We start from the raw sequence: 18,869 nt of genomic DNA on the forward strand, positions 1-18,869 counted from the left end.
TTTAAAACAAGTTCGCGCTGCGCGGGATGCACTTCAACGACTCCATCATCAGCAGTCGATGCAGGTTATCCCGGTAAGACAGCAGCATTCGTGGAAATCGAAGGGGATGGCGTGGCTGTCGATCCCAGCCAGACAACAGGGTTCCTCCCACTCGGTTCCACACTTCTGTGGACCGAAGCAGGCTGTAGTGCACATGGTCCCAGCCCAGATACTCATCCAAGGGTGGCACCACGCGAACGCGCGGATCTTTCGATTCTTTTAAATATGAATTCATACGCCGAACACCGTTCACGGCGTGTTCTTGAGATACAGAGGATTTCGGGTACAACAGCGCCCTTATAGAATGATAAACCATCGGAGAGACTTCTTGCTCGAAAAAAACCGGCAACGAGGTCACAAAAATGCGGGCATTCAGATCGAACAGACGTTGAAATACTTCCTCCAGGGTGGCGACCAGGTGATCCGGGTCCATTCCGTATAACAGATCATTGCCGATATCGGTGACCAACGCAACCACGCGGCTCCCCGATTCTGCTTGTTTTCGGGCTCGCTGGAACAACGGACTGTCAACGATGGGCGGGTACGAAATATTCAGCATGCCGCCTCGGCAGCCGTAACCGCGCCCCGGCCCCATCGCCGCCAGAATCCGCACCGGCTGCGGCGCCAGGTTCCGCGTCAGGTAATGAGACAGAGCGCTATACCCCCGCGCCAGATTGCTCGCCCCGAGCAGCACGCAGACATGCGGCGCTTCGGCTTCCGGTGAACCGTTTTCAGAGGGTGCCGGCGCAGAAAGATCCGGGTCTTGTGGGGGCGCATCCATCATCAGGGGAGCTGCACGCGCACGTTTTTGGGATCGAGGCGATAATCATCGGGCACACTCGCGCGCTCGGCGCGCCGGTTCAGCGACTCATAAAGATCTTCATAAAAATCAGAGAGCTTTTTAAAATTGTCCGCGGCGCGAAAATCATTCTTGTTGCGCTCCGCCATCATGCGGTATCCCAGCATTTTGCTGATATAGGCTTCGTATTTACGGCTCCACCAGGTCCCGGTTTTTCCACCCCAGGTCGGCTCTCCCTTTTTGCCGAGAGGATCCAGAATCAACAAGTCGTCGGAACTGTCCACCCGCACCTGAAAATCGCCGAGAAAACTCATACCCAGCAACCCATCGAATCCCGCACCCAGATGCGGATTGACGTTGGCCTCCACGTCGTTCACCTTCGCCGTTCCCACTTTCAGCGAACGCAGCAACAACAGCGGCGAATCCACCGTACCGCCCCCGGTCTGCACCTGCAGCGTGGGCAACACCCCGAGATCGCGGTAGATCTTGCGCCCGAGTTCTTCCGAAAGCGTGACGCCCGACGCCCCCGTATCCACCATAAGCTTGCCGGGAATGCTGCCGTTGATCAGCACCTCCGCAATGTAATTGCCGTTGCCGATGGAGGTCAGTGGAATGACGTGCTTCTTCGGATCGGGGCCGGCTTCGGGATAATTGAGCTTGACCGGATCGGTGGATTCCGGCTGATCGCGCAGGGTTTTAACGTCTTGCTGCTGCCGGTACTTGAGAGGGATTTTAGAGAGGCTGTCGGTGAAGTGCAGTTTTCCGGTGTCATCCTTCCACTTGTAAATTTTGGCGGAGGCCGGCGTCGAGTCAAGACTCAGCGCGGCAAGGCTTGCCATCAGCAGGCACGCTGCAATTTTAATCAAAGGGAATCGGTTTGACATACACTTCCCGGGGTTTGATGCCGTCGGACGGGCCCACCACGCCTTCGCGCTCCATGATCTCGATCATGCGTGCGGCCCGGTTGTAGCCCACCCTGAGGCGGCGCTGGATCATGGAAATCGAAGCCTGCTTTTCCTTGGCCACAATGGCCACGGCATCGTCGTACAACTCATCGAAGTCCTCCTCCTCTTCGACGCGCTGTTTTTCCGCCTCCACCACTTCTTCAAACACATCCGCGCGGTATTCCGCTTCCTTCGGTTGATCCTTGATGAATTTCAGAATGCGGTTGATCTCCTCGTCGCTGACCATGCAACCGTGAATGCGTTTCAGACGCGAGGTGCCCGGCGGCAGGAACAACATGTCGCCCTTGCCGAGCAGTTTTTCCGCGCCGACGCTGTCGAGAATCGTGCGCGAGTCCACACGCGAGGTGACCTGAAACGAAAGCCGCGCCGGAAAGTTGGCCTTGATGATGCCGGTCAACACGTCCACCGAGGGGCGCTGCGTGGCAACGATCAGGTGAATGCCTGCCGCCCGCGCCATCTGCGCCAGGCGCGTCAGCGAATCTTCGACGCCCTTGGACGACACCATCATCAGGTCCGCCAGTTCGTCGATGATGATGACCACGTAAGGCAGTTTTTTGAGAACCGCCGGCTCGGTTTCCCCTTCTTCTTCCGTATCCAAAAACGCCTCGTCTTCCAGAGTTTCCTCGTCAACCGGAGGCGCTTTCTTTTTCGTTTTTTTGTTTTTTCTTTCTTCTTCCTGCCGCTGGCGATCCAGTTTCTCGACGAGGTCGTTGTAACCGGTGATGTTGCGCACCGATTTTTCCGCCATCATCTTGTAGCGCCGTTCCATCTCCGCCACCGCCCAGTGCAGCGCCGCCGCCGCCTTTTTCGGATTGGTGACCACGGGCGCGATGAGGTGCGGGATGCCGTCGTACATCGAAAGCTCCAGCATCTTCGGATCGATCATGATCAGCTTCACTTCATCCGGTGTGGCGTTGAGCAGCAGGCTGATGATCATGGAATTGATGCCGACGGATTTTCCGGAACCGGTCGATCCGGCAATGAGCAGGTGCGGCACCTGTGCCAGGTCCTGCACCATGGGCACGCCGATGTTGTCCTTGCCCACCGCCAGCGTCAGTTTGGACGGCGTATTCTGAAAAATGTCCGATTGAATGATTTCCTTGATGGCGACGGTGTCGCGCTTCGGATTGGGCAACTCGATGCCGACCACCGATTTGCCCGGCACCGGAGCCAGGATGCGCACGCTGGGCGCGCGCATGGCCAATGCCAGATCGTCGGTCAGCGACAGGATGCGGCTCACCTTGATGCCCGGCGCGGGCTCGTATTCGTACAACGTGATCACCGGGCCTGGCAACACCTGCACCACCTTGCCCGCAATGCCGAAATCCGCCAGCTTGCGTTCGAGAATGGTGGAGTTGAGCATGATCTCTTCGCGCAGCTTGTCCACGTTTTTGATGCGCACCGGATCTTCCAGCAAATCGACGGGCGGGATCCGGTAGTCTCCGCCTTCACTGACAAACGGAAAATCTTCCTGGGTCGCAAACTGCTGCGGTTTTTCTTCCGGATCGTCTTCTTTCTTTTTTCGGGAACGACCTGCCTGCGGTTCCGGCTGCTTGGAAACGGGAGCCATGAGTTCGGTCGGCACAAAGGCCTCGTTGGAAACGATGACCGGCTCGCTCAACTTCGGACGATTGTCCTGCATCGTTTTACGGACCAGCCTGGCCAGCCGCCACAATCCTTTCGCCGCTTCCTGTATGAGCCCAACCAGTGCCCAGCCCAACGCCATCAACCGGCTCAATCCCTTGCCCAGCAGGCGCAGGCCGAAACGAAACAGGCTACCGGAGCCGCGCACCAGCGTGTCCATCGGCACGCCCACCATGCCCATGACGGCAATGAACAGCAGCGTCGTCAACACCAGACGAGCGCCCCACGCGTTCAGCCACAACACCAGGTACGAGGAAACGTAGCCCCCCGCCAGTCCGCCGGAAACGGTGACGTGACCGAAGTAGGGGTCGGGGTCGAAGCTCATGGTCAACAGGCCGCACAACACCACCCAGAACACGAGGCCGAACCCGAGCATCGACGGCCAGCGGTCGAACTGCTTGCCGCGGATGAGTCCCCAACTGATGATAAACGTGATCAACGGAAACACGAACGCCCCGGTGCCGAACGTCTGCACCAGAAGGTCGGACAAATACGCGCCAACGAGTCCACCGTTGTTCTGCACTTCCACCGACTGCATGACCCGGCTGTGCAAGGACGGGTCCTTCGGCGAGTACGTCAGCAGGGAATACAGGGCGAAAATGGTGAAGCCGATCAGCATCACCCCGAACACGTCGCGCAACGGATGCAGACGCGCGGTGACCGGCGTGTCTTCGGACTTTATTTTTGATTTGGGTTCGTTGGCTTGCGATCCGTTCATGGTCGTGTGGCTCGATTCCGGGTTCGGGGTTGACTCAACAGCCGCTGGGCCGCGTCCTGCAACAACGTTTCCACAGGCGTCTGCGATTCGTCGGGTTCGGGATAATCCAGGTTGTAATGCAAGCCCCGGCTTTCCTTGCGCATCAACGCACCCTCGATGATCAACCGCGCGGTGATGGCGATGTTGCGGAGCTCCAGCGTGTCCTGGGTGATATTGAAACTCCAGTAGTATTCCTGAATTTCTTCCAGCAGCATGGAGATGCGCCGGTGCGCCCGGTGCAACCGTTTGTCCGTGCGCACGATGCCGACGTAGTTCCACATGAGGCGGCGGATTTCATCCCAGTTGTGCGACACCACGACCGACTCGTCACTCTCGACCGCGTCGCCAGGATCCCATTCCGGTATCCGTTCCTGCAACGCTTCCAGGTCGCGCGATACCGGCAGCAGCTCCCGCGCTTTGAAAACGGCGCGATGCGACAGCACCAGCCCTTCCAGCAGCGAATTGCTCGCCAGCCGGTTGGCCCCATGCAGGCCGGAATAGCCCACTTCTCCGGAAACGAACAGGCGGCGGATGTTGGTCTGGCCGTTGAGATCGGCCATCACACCGCCGCACATGTAATGCGCCGCCGGCACCACCGGCAGGGGCTCGCGCGTCATGTCGAACCCGAAATCCATGCAGGTCTTGTAAATGTTCGGGAACCGTTCGCGGGTGCGGTAACCCTCGAGGTGCGTCACGTCGAGGTACACGCAGTCGTCGCCGCTCTTTTTCATTTCGTAGTCGATGGCGCGGGCCACCACGTCGCGCGGCGCAAGGCATCCCAGCGGGTGGTACTTTTCCATGAAGGTCTCACCGTTCTTGAGACGCAGAATGCCGCCTTCGCCGCGCACCGCCTCGGAGATCAGAAACGATTTCGCCTGCGGGTGAAACAGGCACGTCGGGTGAAACTGAAAAAACTCCATGTTGGCGATCCGGGCTCCGGCGCGGTAGGCCACGGCCACGCCGTCGCCGGTGGCGGTATCCGGATTGGAGGTGTACAGGTACACCTTGCCCGCACCGCCGGTGGCCAGCAACACGCCCTTGCCGAGAAACGTCGTCACGTCGCCCGTGTGTTCGTTCAATGCGTACAGGCCCAGCGCCTCATCCTCAGGACTGCCGGGTGCGATGGATGCGTCGAGATTGGCGCGGGTGATGAGATCCACCGCCATGTGGTAGGTGAACACTTCGATATTGGGCCGGCTGTGCACGGCTTCGATCAGGGTGCGCTCGATCTCCCAACCGGTCATGTCGTCGGCGTGCAGAATACGGTGTTTGGAATGACCGCCTTCGCGCGTGAGGTGATACGCGTCTTCCGGCGTGCGGGTGAAGCGCGCGCCCAGGGTCGCCAGTTCGCGCACCAGCGCCGGACCTTCCTGCACGATGCAACGCACCACGTCTTTTCTGCACAGGCCGCGTCCTGCTTCCAACGTGTCGGCGACGTGCAGGTCGATGGAATCGTCCGCCGCCATCACCGACGCAATACCGCCCTGGGCGTACTTGGTCGCCGACTCATCCAGGGCGTTTTTGGTGATCAACGCCACGGAGCCGTATTCGGAAATTTTGAGGGCGAATGTGAGCCCGGCCAGGCCACTGCCCACCACGATGAAATCACGCGCAATTTTCATGATAGGATTGTATCGTGAAACCCTTGTTAAATCAATAACATATTGATTTTACAGCGATTTTTTGAGGCCTCCGGGATGGAAACGAAACGGGGTCGAAGCCGTCCGGATCGGTGGCGTTCAGCCCCTCTTCAAAGCGTCCCAGCGATGAACCGGCAGCCTGCGGAACGCCGTCACCAACACCAGGGTCAGGCCCAGCACAATCGCCAGGAACGACACCGCCTGCCCCCACACCAACCCCTCCGGGACGTACTTGAAGTGAAGCAGATGCTTGCCCGACTTCAACGACACCGCCCGGAAAAAATGATTGGCGCGCAACAACGTCGCCGGCTTGCCGTCCACCTGCACACTCCATCCGGGGAAATAGGAATCGAGCAGCACCAGGAAGCCGTTGCCCTCCTGCCGGGTGCGTACCGTCACATGGTTTGGAGAATACTCGATCGATTGCACGGTGCCGTCGAACCGCTCCGAAGGCTGAAACGCCACCGGCGTGTCCAGCAACACTGCCCTGCGGGGATCGAAGTCCTCGGCAAAGTAGGTGTTCAGCAGTTTGATTTTAGGACCCTGCTGCATGGACGGCACCAGGAACGCACGCGGCAACGCGTCCTCGAATTCGCGGATGGGACCGGATTCCAATCCCTTGGAATTGCCACGATGCCGGGGCGTATCTTCACCGGTGATCCAGTAGCGCACGTTGCTGCGCGCGAGCATGCGCTTCTTCCTGTCGAGCGGCGATTTGTTGAACAACTGGGTCCACAGCCACGCATTCTCCAGTTCGATGGCCATCAATCCATCGGCGTACTCGAGGCCGAACACGGTGCCGAGGTTGGGGTTGGCGATTTCTTTTTCCAGGATGTGACTCAGTAAAAAATTGGGCGCTTTAGGAAACAGGGATTTCGGCCGGAAGTGTTCGCGGTCGAGCCCCCCGGTGAACACGCGATAGGGTCCCGGTGAAGACGGCAGCAACCGGGTCACCTCCGGGGGTTGCGTGATCAGCCTGGAGTCGATGAACGGCACCAGCTTGGAATGTGCCATCCACAGGTCGATGAACACCACAAGCACCAGCATCGTCTTCGCCCATTCCGGTCTTATCTTTCCGGTGAACGCGAGAACGGCGAGCCCCAGCACGGCTGCGAACACCGATGCCGCAAGCCCGAGGCGTTCTCCATTCGCGTACACGGCAAAGCCTGCCAGCAAGGCGCCGAATAAAAACGAGAGGAGAAGGAACGGTGACAGAAAATGACGGGATCGCGACTGGAACAGGTACTCCACGAAGTGCCCGGTCAAAAATGTCATCGCAAACGCGGAGAAGAAAAAAAACTTTTCCGGATAGCGAAACTTCTGCAACAGCGGATTGAACGACAGCAGGAAGGTGTACACCGGATTGTTGCCGCCCAGAGCGAAGAACACACCCACAGCGAACACACCCGTCCAAAAAATTGCGGCCCGGTTCCGGATCAGGATCGCCGCCGCAAACAGGGCCAACGCCGGCACCAGCCCCATGTACAACGAGGGCAGGTAAACCACTTCTTCCACCACCGTGGTCGTCATGAAGGTGTCGAAGTTACGGGTCGCGAACAGATGCCGCAACGCTTCCGGTTGCAGCGACCATTTCGTGTTGAACTCCGTGCCCAGGTCCCAGTTGCGGATGGAACGCTGAATGACGCGATACGTGGGCAACAGTTGAAACGCGCTCAAGGCGATGGCCGTGAGCGACACCCCAGCCAGGACACGGGTCGGACGTTTCCACTGCGTGGCGCGGCCCGGGGTCAGGAACACCGACGCAAAATACACGAGCAGCATGGACATCACGCAGCTTTCGGGACTGCCCCCCAGAACCTGCAACACGACCAGCGCCACCGCCGCCGCCAGCCAGCCGCAATGCGGCCCACCGGCGTGCGGCCCACCCGCGTGCGGCCGCATAAAATATTTCTGCACGCACAACAGCAAAAGCGGTGTCCATACGGTGGACACCAACTGGTTGCCGAGCGACACGAGGGACAGGAAGTAGCCTCCCAACGCCGCCACCAGCGCCGAAGCCGTGGCCGCGGTGGCGGACAATCCCCAAAAACGCATCAACGCATACACGGAAAACACCAGCACGCCATGATGCACAACCACGAACAGGTTGTAGCCGTAGGGAAAATCACCCACGAACAGCAGTGCGTTCAGCGGATAGGCGGCGTTGGGATGCAGCAGGGATAGAAATGGCACGCCGCTGAAGATCGCCGGGTTCCAGTACGGCAAGGCTCCCTCGGCATACATCTGCAACTGAAACCATTTTCCGGGGAGGCCAAACTTCATCACGTCGCGAAAGAACAACGTGTGGTCGAGAAACAGCACCGGTAAAAAGTACCAACCGAGAACGAGCGTCAACAAGGTCAGTGGCAAGGCGTGTTGTTGAATGCTTCGATTCATCGCGTTTTCCAAATAAGATAGGAATCTGTGTGTCCGCGCTAGAGACGGTCGCTGCATTGCCGGATCAATTCGGCTTTGATGGGAGCGGTGCGTTGCTCGATAGACTCGCTCAACCGCTGAAACACCTGCCACACCTGCTCCGTCCGGCCCACCGCCTGCAAACGAAACACGTCTTGCAGCCATTGCCGCTCGGCGACGGTGAAACGATTGTTGAACCGCTGTGCACGCTGCCTCGCTTCGTCCAACCGGTTCTGCTCGATATCCAGAGCGATTCCCTGCATGACCGGCACCAGGTACTGCGGGCAGGCTGTCATGAGGCGTTCAAAGATTTCCCGGGCGCGCTCGCGTTGACCCACGGTGAAATACGCATTGGCCACCGTCATCCACAATTGAGGATCACGCCGGGCGGCGAGGTCCATCCGCTCGTATTCCCGCAAGGCTTCTTCCCACCGTCCTTCAAAGCCGTAAGCGCGCGCCATCAGCAGGTGTTTGCGGTCCGGGTCCATATCGGTTTTACGCACGACATCCGACCACAACGTCACGCTGTCGCGCCACACCGGTACGCGTTCGATGGTCAACACGCCATACAGCGCAATCATTATTATAATACCGGCAAGACGCAACCGCGGCCGCCGAATGCGCAACAACAGCGATGCCAGGATGAGGCAAAATCCGATGGAAGCCAGATACAGGTAACGGTCGGCCAGGTAGATGGTGCGCGGCATGATGTTCGTGAAAGGCAAAAGGCCTGCAAAAAACACCACCGCGCCCCACAACACCGGGCCGTGACGCCGGGCGCGTTCGGCGTCGGCAACGCTCCGTTTGAGTTCCACAAACATCCAGCCCACCAGCAACGAAAGTCCCGGAATCAGCATGGCGAGAATCCAGGGCTCGAAGCGGTCGCGGATCTCGATCACGTACAGGGCGCTCAGGTTCAGCGGCCACAGCGCCAGTTTGATGTAGTACGCGTACAACTCGAAGAACAGAATGACGTGTTGAGTCGGCGTGAACTGAATGGTGCCCTTGACGGCGAGGCCAACGGTCATGGCAAACGTGGCGGCGACAAACACCAGCAACAGCGTCCACGCCACCACCTGGAAGGTCACAATGCGCCGCCACGCAAACGGCCGCGGCCCCAGCAGCAGTTCCGCAAACAGGATCAGGCCCGGCACCACGCCGACGGTCGGCTTGGTCATCATCCCCAACAGCAGCAGGACGAGCGCCGCCGCCGCATGCCAGGCATAGCGCCGCGTCTCCCGGCCCACGCCCTGCCAGTACACCCGCAGGCTGGCCAGCGCAAAGAAGAGAGACAAGGTATCCTTGCGGCTGGTGGCCCAGGCCACCGACTCGACATGGATTGGATGCACTGCGAACAAGAGCGCCGTCACCCAGGCCAGATCGGTGCGCCGTGTCATCCGCGCTGTCAGGTAAAACACGAGCAGCGCATTGAGCGTGTGCAAAACGAGATTGCCGAAATGAAACCCGGCCGGATTCATGCCCCACACCTGGTAATCGATGACGTAGGACAACACGTAGATGGGATCGTAATAGCCCGCCGTCGCCTGCGTGAAGGCCTGCGGAATGAAGCTCCAGTCCCAGGGCGTGTTCAGAAACGGGTTTTTGAGAATGCGTTCATCAAGGTCGTCGTAATTGACGAAGCCGTTCCGCAGACTGTGGATATACACCATGAAACTGAGCGCCACCACAGTGAACGGGGCACGGCGGGCAACGGCGTTGGAGGCATCGCTTGGGGTGGATGACACCGGTCTATTCTCGTTAAGGAAACGATGATTCAGGAAGCCCCACTGGAAGGGATCCCGCTGCAAGAAGCATTGGACTCTCTTGCCCGCGCCGTGTCAACCTGTTGCAAACCGGCCATCCGGACCGAACAGGAAAAGGAACCCGCAGCGGCGGCAATGCAAAAAAAAAACTCCCACCCCGGATACCGGGATGGGAGTCTGTATTTGAGTTTGGACTGACTCAAACTCGTAGCGTCTCACGACACCAATGGATTAGCTGATGTTGCCGTTCGCATCCATGGCGTACTGAGTCGTGCTGTCCAGATGCTGAGCCGTTGCCGCAAACGCGGTCTCGTTACCCGAACCCGAGATATCGACTTTGGTGGACTGCACATAACCGTACTCGGCAACGGTAACCGTGTTGACGGAACAATCCTGAGACGAACCCTGCTCGGCCCAGTAGGCTTTACAACCCAGGTACAGGTTGTGCAGGTTGGACTTGGAGTCCGAATTGTAGGCACGCGCTTTGTACTGGTTGAACTGCGGAATGGCGATCGCCGCGAGAATACCGATGATCGCGATGACGATCAGCAGCTCGATCAAGGTAAAACCTTTTTCGTTTCGACTAATCATTACTTCTCCTCCTGATTGAGTTAACAGTTACGGACAAAACCTTACGTTTAGGGACACTCGTCGTAATCGTTTACAGCTAAGATTGCAAGCCACATGCCGAAAAACGCCTCACCCCAAAGAAATAAAAATAAATCAATGTTTTTCAATAAGTTAAAAAATCATTAGCATACAGGGTAACCTATTACTCATCAAAAAGCACCCTTTTACAGACAATTTATGTCACTTTCAAGGACAAAAATTGTATGAAAAACCTCTGTTTTTGGGCCTGTGCGCCGCCTTCCCCGGACGCGTTCTCGCCTTATATAAGGGTCGAGAGATGGCTTCGACCAGGGGAAGGGCGTGGAGTTCCTTCCAGTGGAGGCTTTCTGCCTTGCAGGGGGCCCTCCGTACCATTGCCTTTTCGGTGCCCGCTGTTTTTACTTAAATAAAAGAAATCAAATCGATATGATGGATGGAGGAGTGCGGGCTGCCGACGAGGTTTCCGGAATGCGCGGCCCGCATCGATCAAAGATTTTCGGACACCATGGCCCCTTCTTCCACAACTCAACAGGTTGGCATTCTGGGCGGCAGTTTCGATCCGGTGCACAACGGGCATCTGGGTCTGGCCCGGCAGGCGCTCGCGACCTTCGGACTCGACCGGGTGGTGTTCGTTCCGGCTGACATCCCTCCCCACAAACGTCATCAGACTCTCACCTCAACGCATCACCGCCTCGAAATGCTGCGGCGGGCGATCGCAGGCGACGCGAATCTGGTCCTGTCAGAAATCGAAATCGAACGCGGCGGGGTGTCGTACACGCTCGACACCGTGCGCGCGTTGCAGTCGCAATGGCCGGATGCGGAGCTGTCTTTAATCATGGGCGCCGACACGTTTCAGGACATCGACTCGTGGAAGCAGTTCGCGGACGTGCTGCGGGCGAGCCACATTCTCGTGGCGTCGCGTCCCGGCCGTTCTCTCGATGAAACCGTAAACGACGTCGAGGCGTTGATGACACACCTGCCGTTTTCTTACCAGCCGGACCACACCGACAGCACAAAACGGGTGTACCGCTGCCACGAAACCGGACGCCACATCGCACTGTTTCCGATCCCGCCAAAAGCCGTTTCCTCCACGCAAATCCGGGACGCGTTGCAGCGCGGCGAAGCGGCCAAAAAGGTGTTGCCACCCGAAGTTGAAGGGTATATCATAGCCCATCGTTTATACCAAACACACCCCCATCCAATGTCTTGATGAGAGATTCTTTAAGTAAACTCCAGCAGTTGGTGGTCGATGCGACCACCGAAAAAAAAGCTTCCAATATCATTCTTCTGGATTTGAGAAACCGCACGGACCTGACGGACTATTTTCTGATTTGCAGTGGCAATTCGAAAGTCCAGGTGCAGGCCATCGCGGACAACATCCACCTGAAAACCTCAGGCACCCCTTACGAAGTCACAGCACAGGAGGGGTACCAGCAGGGCAATTGGGTGATCCTCGATTTGGGAGACATGATAGTTCACATATTTTTGCAGGAAGTCCGGACCCATTTCGACCTGGAGCGGCTTTGGGGAGATGTCCCCGTTATTGCAGCGATGAGCGACTGAACGAGTGAACGCGAGGAGATTCCGGAACCATGAACAAGAAGAAGATTTCCGAGTTGAAGACCCAATTGACCCAGATCCGTTCTGAGATTCTGGGCGACTTGGAAAAAAATATAAAATCCAGTCAGGACGAGGAGTTCACCCAGTTGGTCTCCGACGTATCGGACGATGCGGCGCGGTCCTTCTCCCGTCAAATGCTGCTCAATCTGGGAGAGCAGGAGCGGCAGAAACTGAAACTGGTCGAGGAAGCGCTCGAAAAAATCACGTCCGGAGAATACGGAGTCTGCGCCTTGTGCGAGGCAGCCATTCCGGAAGCGCGGTTGCAGGTGGTGCCATTCACTCAGTATTGCGTGAAGTGCCTCGAAAAACTGGAACAGGATGAAAAACTGAACAAACGGATGGATTCATTCGGCGACGAGCCCAGCCCTCTCGGATGAATTCCGGCTGCATCATCGACAACCCAACTACCTGAAGACACGACGTGACCCTGAAACTGATCTCAACCCTGATCGTTTTTATTCTTCTGATCGTTTACTTCACGTTCCTCAACCCCAGCGACGTCGAAATTTTCTTCACCCAGCACCTGTCGCTCAAGATGCCGACCGTGGTGTTCATGCTCGGCTCCATTCTCGTCGGCGTGGTGTGTACGGCGCTGGCCACCGGCCTGCAACAGTTCAAGGCGTCCCTCCGCCGCTACGGCAAGCAACGCGTGGTCCACAAGCAGGAAAAGCTGCACCGTAAATGGGACGACCTGTTTCAGAAAGCGGTCAACGAAATCACCAGCGGCCAGCGCGCCAAAGGCATCGTGCTGCTGGAAAAAATTCTCAACCAGGCCCCCGAACACTTTGAAGCGCTCGCCCACCTGGGCGATCAACTGCGGGAAGAAGGCGAGGCCGAGCGGGCGGTAACGCTGCATCAGCGAGCGATCCAACTCGATCCGGACAACCTGCCGGTGCGGTTTGCACTGGCGCGGGATTACGCCGCGACCGGCAACATCGAAAAAGAAATCGCCACGCTCAAAGAGATCCGCAACCTCAATCCCAACTCCCTGCCGACGCTGCGTCAATTGCGCGACGCGTATCTGAAAGCGGGCAACCCGGACCAGGCGTACCAGATGCAAAAGGCCATCATGCCGCTCATCCACGATTCCCATGAGCTGGCGGGAGAACAGGAATTGTTCAGCCAGATCACGTACGCCAAGGGATACCAACTCTATCAGGACCAGAAAATAGAACCGGCCATCGTCGAGTTGAAACGTGCGCTCCGGGAAAACAACCGCTGCCTGCCGGCATACCTCACACTCGGCCAGTTGTACCTGGAAAACAACACGCCCAAAACCGCCATCAAGTTCTGGAAAAATGGATTCGACATCACGCAGTCGCCGATATTTCTCATTCGGTTGCAGAACCTCTATCAGGATTTGAACAAGGTGCACGACAGTTACAAGATGTATCAGGAAGCCATCGGCGGTGCGCCCAACGATGCGTTGCGCGAGTTGTTTTCCGTGCTGTACGTCCACCACCTCATTCAACACGAGGAAAAAGAAACGGCGATGGAAGTGCTGGGCAATATCCCGAACCCGTCCTTGTCCACCGAGATGTACAAAGTCAAAACCCTGCTGGAGGAGAACAAGCTGGCGCAGGTGGAAGAGATCACCACGGCGGCGCATTACCGGGTGACGATGGCGGTCGAACAATACGTCTGCACCGCCTGCCACATCACCGAACACAGCTGGTTCGCGTTCTGCCCGCATTGCCACGCCTGGAACACGCTGCGGCTGCAAATCGAAGCGGCGCACTGATCCGGATTCCGGGCAAAAAAAAACATGGGTCCGAAGACCCATGTTTTCTCCTCCTCCAAGGTACCTGCTTGCCGGCATGGCGCCGGTCTTGTGTTGTCTGAGTGTTATCCCCCGTCAGGGATTCATCAACCGTGCATCCAGCAGCCGCGTGTTTTTGGAATACGTTTTTGCGGACAACAGAATGCGGTCGCTGAACAGAAAATACAGTCCCTCGTCGGGATAGCGCGCCACCTGTGCCGTCAGCGAAGCGGGCACGCCATAACTCTCCACCACATCTTCAAACTTGGCGCCCAGGCGAATGTCTCCCTGGCTGAATGCGCCCTTGAAGTTGGGACCGACCTCGATGGCCTCGATCACCTTGCCTTCCGTCAGAGCGCGGATCACGAGATCATGGTTCGGATAGGTGATTTCGATGTTGTCCAAACCCGGATCGGTACCGCGGTTGATCCGGATGAATTCGGGAATGCCCAAAAGATCGATGGCCTGCTGCAACGTCATGTCCACCGACAAATTTTTTCCCACAACAATGTCGGTCGGGGCGGTTTCACCAGGACGCGGCGCACATTCCTGTTTTTCTTCCTGCACCGGTGCCGGGGCGGGTTGGGGGGCATTCTGCGCAAACACCGGATGCGCCAGAAAAACCAGGCTCATAGCCAGCAAAATATAGTTTCCGGATTTCACAACGCTCTCCTACAAAAGTGGACTCATTAGTCTTGTCAAATCCTGCGCCTTACAGGGGAACCGGACCGATCCCTCTTTTCGTAACATTCTATCTATCAATGGATTATGGTTCACATTATAACCGATTTCGAACCACGGGTTAAGTCAATAATGCATTTTTCCCGAAAAAAATCAATAACTTCCCCCGATTTCAGGGAAATTTGGGGCTGTTTGGGCATATTTCACTCCAGAATGTCCGGCTTGCGGCGGCGGTCCCGTTTCTTTTTGGCCTTGTCCCGCTCGAACTTCCGCCGCTTGTAAGGGTCTTCCTTGAGTTGGGCGAAGGTGTCCTGCGGTTCTTCTTCCAACCACAGATCGTCGAGGACGCCCGCCGCCTTTGCCGTTTTCTTCGCCTCTTTGGGCAGGAAACGTTTGCGCTCTTCGGCTTCCTTGTTGGTCAGGCCCAGTTCCATCGCCACCAGGTCCTTGTCGCCTTTCAGCATTTTACGCCGCGCCAGCGATTCGCCGCGCGCCTTGATCTCTTTGGCATTCACGAGGCCGCTTTGCCATGCGCTGGAGATGGCGTCGTATCCGTAGAGGGCGCCCGCCCAGGCCCCGACCAGCGCGCCCAGCTTGTCGGCTTCACGCCCGTGGTTGAGCGTCGCCGTCACCACCGCCTCGAAGCCGTTTCTCCCTTCGACAAGCATCAGCAACGCGAACGGCAGCAGCGTCAGCGCATGCCCCTGCGTCGGGTGCGTGATCGCCATGCCGCAAAAATGCGACGCGTTTTCCGCAATCCATCTGCCGCAGGCCGCGGACTCGCCGGGCGTGTAGCGTTGATCCAACTGGCGCAGGGTCTGGCTGAACGCGGCGCCGTCTTTTTCCACTGCATGCCAGAGCTCCGCCTGCTCCCCCTGCAACGAGGCTTCCACTTCCTCGCAAAATGCGGAGGCCTCGGCGAACAGATGTTTCAATGCGCCGGGTTGCTCGCCGGGTTCCAACTCCAGACAACGTGTCACCAGGTATCCGGCCAACGCCGTGCCCACCAGTTCCCAGGGATGCCGGCTGAACAGCCGTGCCGCCTCCACGCATTGGGTGCGGAAGGTGACGGAGTCGCGCTTCATGAATACGGCAATGGGAATGGCGATGGAAAACCCGGCGCCGTAGGCATAGGGGTCGTCGGACGTCATGATCTGTGCACGGTTGGGAAACGATTCGACGGTTTTGTAAAAACATCCTTCGGGGCGGCGGAACACGCCGTAGTAACCTTCGGGGCCATTCGCGCCCATGCGCATCAGCACATCGGCAATGGCTTCGGGATGGGCTTTCTTCGTGGTCAGCAACACCTCGCTCACCGCCAGCGCCGCCTGGGTCTGCACACCGTACAAGCCTTGCATGCGATAGCGTTTGACGCCTTTGCCGAGGAAGGCCTTGACGTCGTGGTAGGCATCGACCTGTTTGAAAAACTGTTTGACGGTTTCCGGCTTGAGACCCTTGACCGACTGGCCGAGCGCGTCGCCCACGGCCATGCCGTACCAACTGCCCAGGGCCTTGTCATTCAAGTCGGTCATGGTGATTGCATCGCGCGGGAGAATAAAGATTTCACTGGATGTCGAACATCGGGGTCGGCCGGTCCTGCAGGGCCACCTGCACCGGCACCGGAGACGCGCCCAGCGCGCCGCGGGCGAGATTCAACGCCAGCTCCGGGCGGTTGTTCTGTGCGCTGAGGTGCATCAGCACCACCTTCTGCAGTTTGTCGTGGTTGAGCACGCGCAGCATGTCGGCGCAGGTCTGGTTGGAAAGATGGCCGACGTCGCTGGCGACGCGTTTCTTGAGCGGCCACGGATACGAGCCGTTGGCCAGCATGTCGGGATCGTGATTGGCTTCGATCAGCAACACATCCACGCCCTTCAATCGATCTTCGACCAAAGAGGTCGAGGAACCGAGATCGGTGGCGTGCCCCAGACGCAGCGACCCCTGCCGCACCACGAAGGCAACCGACTCCACGGCGTCGTGCGGTGTTGGAAACGATTCGACGCAGAGGTCGCCCACGGTGATCTCGTCCTCGCGCTGAATGCATTGCGCGTTCGGCAGCACGCCTTGCTTGCGGCGGGCGGCGTCGAAGGTGCCGCCTGTTGCATACACCGGGATACCGTGCTTGCCGAGCAACATCTTCATGCCGCGAACGTGATCGGAATGTTCGTGCGTCAGGAACACGGCATCGAGATCGGCGACGTCGCGACCGACCGCCTCCATGCGGCGTTTCAGTTCACGCAGGGAAAGACCGTTGTCGATGAGGATGCGCGACCGATCGCTTTCCACGAATAATGCGTTGCCTTTGCTGCCACTGGATAGAACGGAAAATCTGAGAATGACCCTCCCCTTTCTCGGATTGCATCCGAAGGAAACAGGCTACGCCTGAGGAAATATAACCAAATTTAAAGTGCGCCCACCATTCATCGTCCACCCGCTGGGCAGTAGCCATCTGCTTCGGACGCAGTCCGCGCCCACCGATCATCGTCCGCCCGCTGGGCAGTAGTCATCTGCTTCGGACGCAGTCCGCGCCCACCGATCATCGTCCGCCCGCTGGGCAGTAGTCATCTGCTTCGGACGCAGTCCGCGCCCACCGATCATCGTTCATCCACACGCCATTAACAAGTAACTCTCCCAGGCAGTGGGAATGTTTGCTCCAGGCATTGCCTGGCTAGTCGTGGTCGATCTGCGCCTTCTGCATTTTACCGCTATAATCGATGAATACCGACTTCCATTCCGAAAACGTTTCGAGCGCAGCAATGCCGACCTCGCGGTGGCCGTTGCCGGTTCCCTTGGTGCCGCCAAAAGGCAATTGGATTTCCGCGCCGATGGTCGAGGCGTTGACGTAGGTCAATCCCGTTTCCAGCATCTCTATCGCCTTGAACGCACGGTTGACGTCCTGCGTGTAGATCGCCGACGACAAACCGTACGTCGAGTCGTTGACGATGTCCACCGCTTCCTCAAAACCGTTGCAGGCGAGGACGCTGACCACCGGACCGAAGATCTCTTCCTGGGCGATGCGCATTTTGGTCTCAACGCCGGCGAACACGGTGGGCTGGTAGAACCAGCCGTTCTTGAGGGCCTTGCCGTTGGCGTAATTGCCGCCGGTCAGCAGTTTCGCGCCTTCTTTCTTGCCGATCTCCACGTAGCGGTGCACCTTTTCCCGCGCCTTGTCGTTGATGAGCGGACCCATGTCCACCTTCTCATCGAGTCCGTTGCCCAGCTTCAATTTCTTCGCGCGCTCCACCAGCATATCGGTGAACTTCTTCGCCACTTTTTTGTGGATGACCACGCGGCTGCACGCCGTGCACCGCTGTCCCGTGGTGCCGAACCCGCCGAACATCACTCCTTCCAGCGCGAGGTCCAGGTTGGCGTCGTCCATGATGATGATGGCGTTCTTGCCGCCCATCTCCAGCGAGTATTGTTTCATTCGCTGCGCGCAGGTGCTGGCGATGCCCGCACCGGTCTGCGTCGAACCGGTGAACGACACCATGTCCACCTTTTCGTGCTCGACCAAAGGCGCGCCCGCGTCGGGTCCGTAGCCCGTGACCATATTGACCACGCCGGAGGGCAGCCCCGCCTTCTCGAAAATGTTCATGAAGTTGACCACCGTGAGCGGCGTGTCCTCCGCCGGTTTGATGACCGCGGTGTTGCCGCAGATGAGCGCCGGGATGAGTTTCCACGACGGGATGGCGATCGGAAAGTTCCACGGCGTGATGCAGGCAACGACTCCCAAGGGCATGCGCACCGACATGGCGAATTTGTTTTTCAGTTCCGAAGGGACGGTTTCGCCCACCAGGCGGCGGCCTTCCCCGGCTGCGAAGTAAGTGAGGTCGATGGCTTCCTGCACGTCGCCGCGCGTTTCGGCGATGACCTTGCCCATCTCTTTGGTCATGTCCTGCGCCAGGGCTTCCTTGTTCTTAACCAAAAGCTCGGCGACCTTGTACATGATCTCGCCGCGCTTGGGGGCGGGGGTGTCCCGCCACATCTTTTTGGCTTTATGCGCGGCGGCAACGGCTTTGTCCACGTCCTTCTTGTTCGATTTCTGAAAACGCCCCAGCACTTCGTTGCAGTTGGCGGGATTGGTGTTTTCAAAAATCTCGCCACTGGACGAGGCCACCCATTTGCCGTTGATGTAGTTTTTGTATTCTTTAGTCATGCAACACCTCCGAATCGAAAGGCGA

Annotated in this window: 15 protein-coding genes; 4 read left to right on the plus strand and 11 right to left on the minus strand. The window is 58.1% G+C overall.

Going from position 1 to position 18,869, the window contains the following annotated elements; genetic code table 11:
• Position 1: 1 nt before the first annotated feature.
• The 7 genes from QML71_RS13000 to QML71_RS13030 all read right to left on the minus strand — a co-directional run bounded on the left by QML71_RS13000 (position 2) and on the right by QML71_RS13030 (position 10,613).
• Complete coding sequence (locus QML71_RS13000; RefSeq protein WP_282012354.1) at positions 2–823, minus strand: hypothetical protein; 822 nt, start codon at positions 821–823, stop codon at positions 2–4.
• Positions 823–1,704, minus strand: coding sequence for an aspartyl protease family protein (locus QML71_RS13005; RefSeq protein WP_282012355.1), 882 nt, complete (start codon positions 1,702–1,704; stop codon positions 823–825). Before QML71_RS13005 ends, QML71_RS13000 begins: the two co-directional genes overlap by 1 nt.
• Entirely contained in the window at positions 1,697–4,165 is a 2,469-nt protein-coding gene (locus QML71_RS13010) for a DNA translocase FtsK (RefSeq protein WP_282012356.1), read from the minus strand. The genes QML71_RS13005 and QML71_RS13010 overlap by 8 nt, the downstream gene beginning before the upstream one ends.
• Positions 4,162–5,826: an L-aspartate oxidase gene (gene nadB, locus QML71_RS13015; RefSeq protein ID WP_282012357.1), complete on the minus strand. Its 1,665-nt coding sequence runs from the start codon at positions 5,824–5,826 to the stop codon at positions 4,162–4,164. Before nadB ends, QML71_RS13010 begins: the two co-directional genes overlap by 4 nt.
• A 117-nt stretch (positions 5,827–5,943) precedes the next feature.
• A complete protein-coding gene (locus QML71_RS13020) occupies positions 5,944–8,241 on the minus strand; it encodes a YfhO family protein (protein WP_282012358.1) in 2,298 nt (765 codons plus the stop codon).
• Between the two features lie 38 nt (positions 8,242–8,279).
• Positions 8,280–10,004 (minus strand): tetratricopeptide repeat protein, encoded by a 1,725-nt coding sequence (locus QML71_RS13025; RefSeq protein WP_282012359.1) that lies wholly within the window; start codon positions 10,002–10,004, stop codon positions 8,280–8,282.
• A gap of 249 nt (positions 10,005–10,253) precedes the next feature.
• Positions 10,254–10,613 carry a prepilin-type N-terminal cleavage/methylation domain-containing protein gene (locus QML71_RS13030; protein WP_282012360.1) on the minus strand — a complete coding sequence of 120 codons (360 nt, stop codon included), beginning with the start codon at positions 10,611–10,613 and terminating at the stop codon, positions 10,254–10,256.
• A 523-nt stretch (positions 10,614–11,136) separates the two neighbouring features.
• Between QML71_RS13030 and nadD the strand changes: the two genes are divergently transcribed.
• Genes nadD through QML71_RS13050 form a run of 4 tightly spaced genes read left to right on the plus strand, consistent with a single transcriptional unit; the run spans position 11,137 to position 13,992 of the window.
• Positions 11,137–11,841 carry a nicotinate-nucleotide adenylyltransferase gene (gene nadD / locus QML71_RS13035; protein WP_282012361.1) on the plus strand — a complete coding sequence of 235 codons (705 nt, stop codon included), beginning with the start codon at positions 11,137–11,139 and terminating at the stop codon, positions 11,839–11,841.
• Positions 11,841–12,194, plus strand: a complete 354-nt coding sequence (rsfS, locus tag QML71_RS13040; RefSeq protein ID WP_282012362.1) for a ribosome silencing factor — start codon at positions 11,841–11,843, stop codon at positions 12,192–12,194. Before nadD ends, rsfS begins: the two co-directional genes overlap by 1 nt.
• A gap of 29 nt (positions 12,195–12,223) precedes the next feature.
• Positions 12,224–12,628, plus strand: a complete 405-nt coding sequence (locus QML71_RS13045) for a TraR/DksA family transcriptional regulator (protein ID WP_282012363.1) — start codon at positions 12,224–12,226, stop codon at positions 12,626–12,628.
• Between the two features lie 44 nt (positions 12,629–12,672).
• Entirely contained in the window at positions 12,673–13,992 is a 1,320-nt protein-coding gene (locus QML71_RS13050) for a tetratricopeptide repeat protein (RefSeq protein WP_282012364.1), read from the plus strand.
• Between the two features lie 114 nt (positions 13,993–14,106).
• Here the strand turns inward: QML71_RS13050 and QML71_RS13055 are convergent, their stop codons facing one another.
• The 4 genes from QML71_RS13055 to QML71_RS13070 form a co-directional block, all read right to left on the minus strand.
• On the minus strand, positions 14,107–14,673 hold the full coding sequence (locus tag QML71_RS13055; protein ID WP_282012365.1) for an uL10 family ribosomal protein: 567 nt from the start codon (positions 14,671–14,673) through the stop codon (positions 14,107–14,109).
• 221 nt (positions 14,674–14,894) lie between these two features.
• Positions 14,895–16,223, minus strand: coding sequence for an ADP-ribosylglycohydrolase family protein (locus QML71_RS13060; RefSeq protein WP_282012366.1), 1,329 nt, complete (start codon positions 16,221–16,223; stop codon positions 14,895–14,897).
• A gap of 31 nt (positions 16,224–16,254) precedes the next feature.
• Complete coding sequence (locus QML71_RS13065; RefSeq protein ID WP_282012593.1) at positions 16,255–17,025, minus strand: MBL fold metallo-hydrolase; 771 nt, start codon at positions 17,023–17,025, stop codon at positions 16,255–16,257.
• 331 nt (positions 17,026–17,356) lie between these two features.
• Positions 17,357–18,844: an aldehyde dehydrogenase family protein gene (locus QML71_RS13070; RefSeq protein ID WP_282012367.1), complete on the minus strand. Its 1,488-nt coding sequence runs from the start codon at positions 18,842–18,844 to the stop codon at positions 17,357–17,359.
• Positions 18,845–18,869: the final 25 nt, after the last annotated feature.

Source organism: Nitrospina watsonii (assembly GCF_946900835.1).
Classification (GTDB): Bacteria; Nitrospinota; Nitrospinia; order Nitrospinales; family Nitrospinaceae; genus Nitrospina; species Nitrospina watsonii.

Bases quoted from the DNA above. Each gene is read 5' to 3' on its own strand.
- QML71_RS13000 (WP_282012354.1), bottom strand. From the start codon at position 823: ATGATGGATGCGCCCCCACAAGACCCGGATCTTTCTGCGCCGGCACCC.
- QML71_RS13010 (WP_282012356.1), bottom strand. From the start codon at position 4,165: ATGAACGGATCGCAAGCCAACGAACCCAAATCAAAAATAAAGTCCGAA.
- nadB (WP_282012357.1), bottom strand. From the start codon at position 5,826: ATGAAAATTGCGCGTGATTTCATCGTGGTGGGCAGTGGCCTGGCCGGG.
- QML71_RS13020 (WP_282012358.1), bottom strand. From the start codon at position 8,241: ATGAATCGAAGCATTCAACAACACGCCTTGCCACTGACCTTGTTGACG.
- QML71_RS13030 (WP_282012360.1), bottom strand. From the start codon at position 10,613: ATGATTAGTCGAAACGAAAAAGGTTTTACCTTGATCGAGCTGCTGATC.
- nadD (WP_282012361.1), top strand. From the start codon at position 11,137: ATGGCCCCTTCTTCCACAACTCAACAGGTTGGCATTCTGGGCGGCAGT.
- rsfS (WP_282012362.1), top strand. From the start codon at position 11,841: ATGAGAGATTCTTTAAGTAAACTCCAGCAGTTGGTGGTCGATGCGACC.
- QML71_RS13045 (WP_282012363.1), top strand. From the start codon at position 12,224: ATGAACAAGAAGAAGATTTCCGAGTTGAAGACCCAATTGACCCAGATC.
- QML71_RS13060 (WP_282012366.1), bottom strand. From the start codon at position 16,223: ATGACCGACTTGAATGACAAGGCCCTGGGCAGTTGGTACGGCATGGCC.
- QML71_RS13070 (WP_282012367.1), bottom strand. From the start codon at position 18,844: ATGACTAAAGAATACAAAAACTACATCAACGGCAAATGGGTGGCCTCG.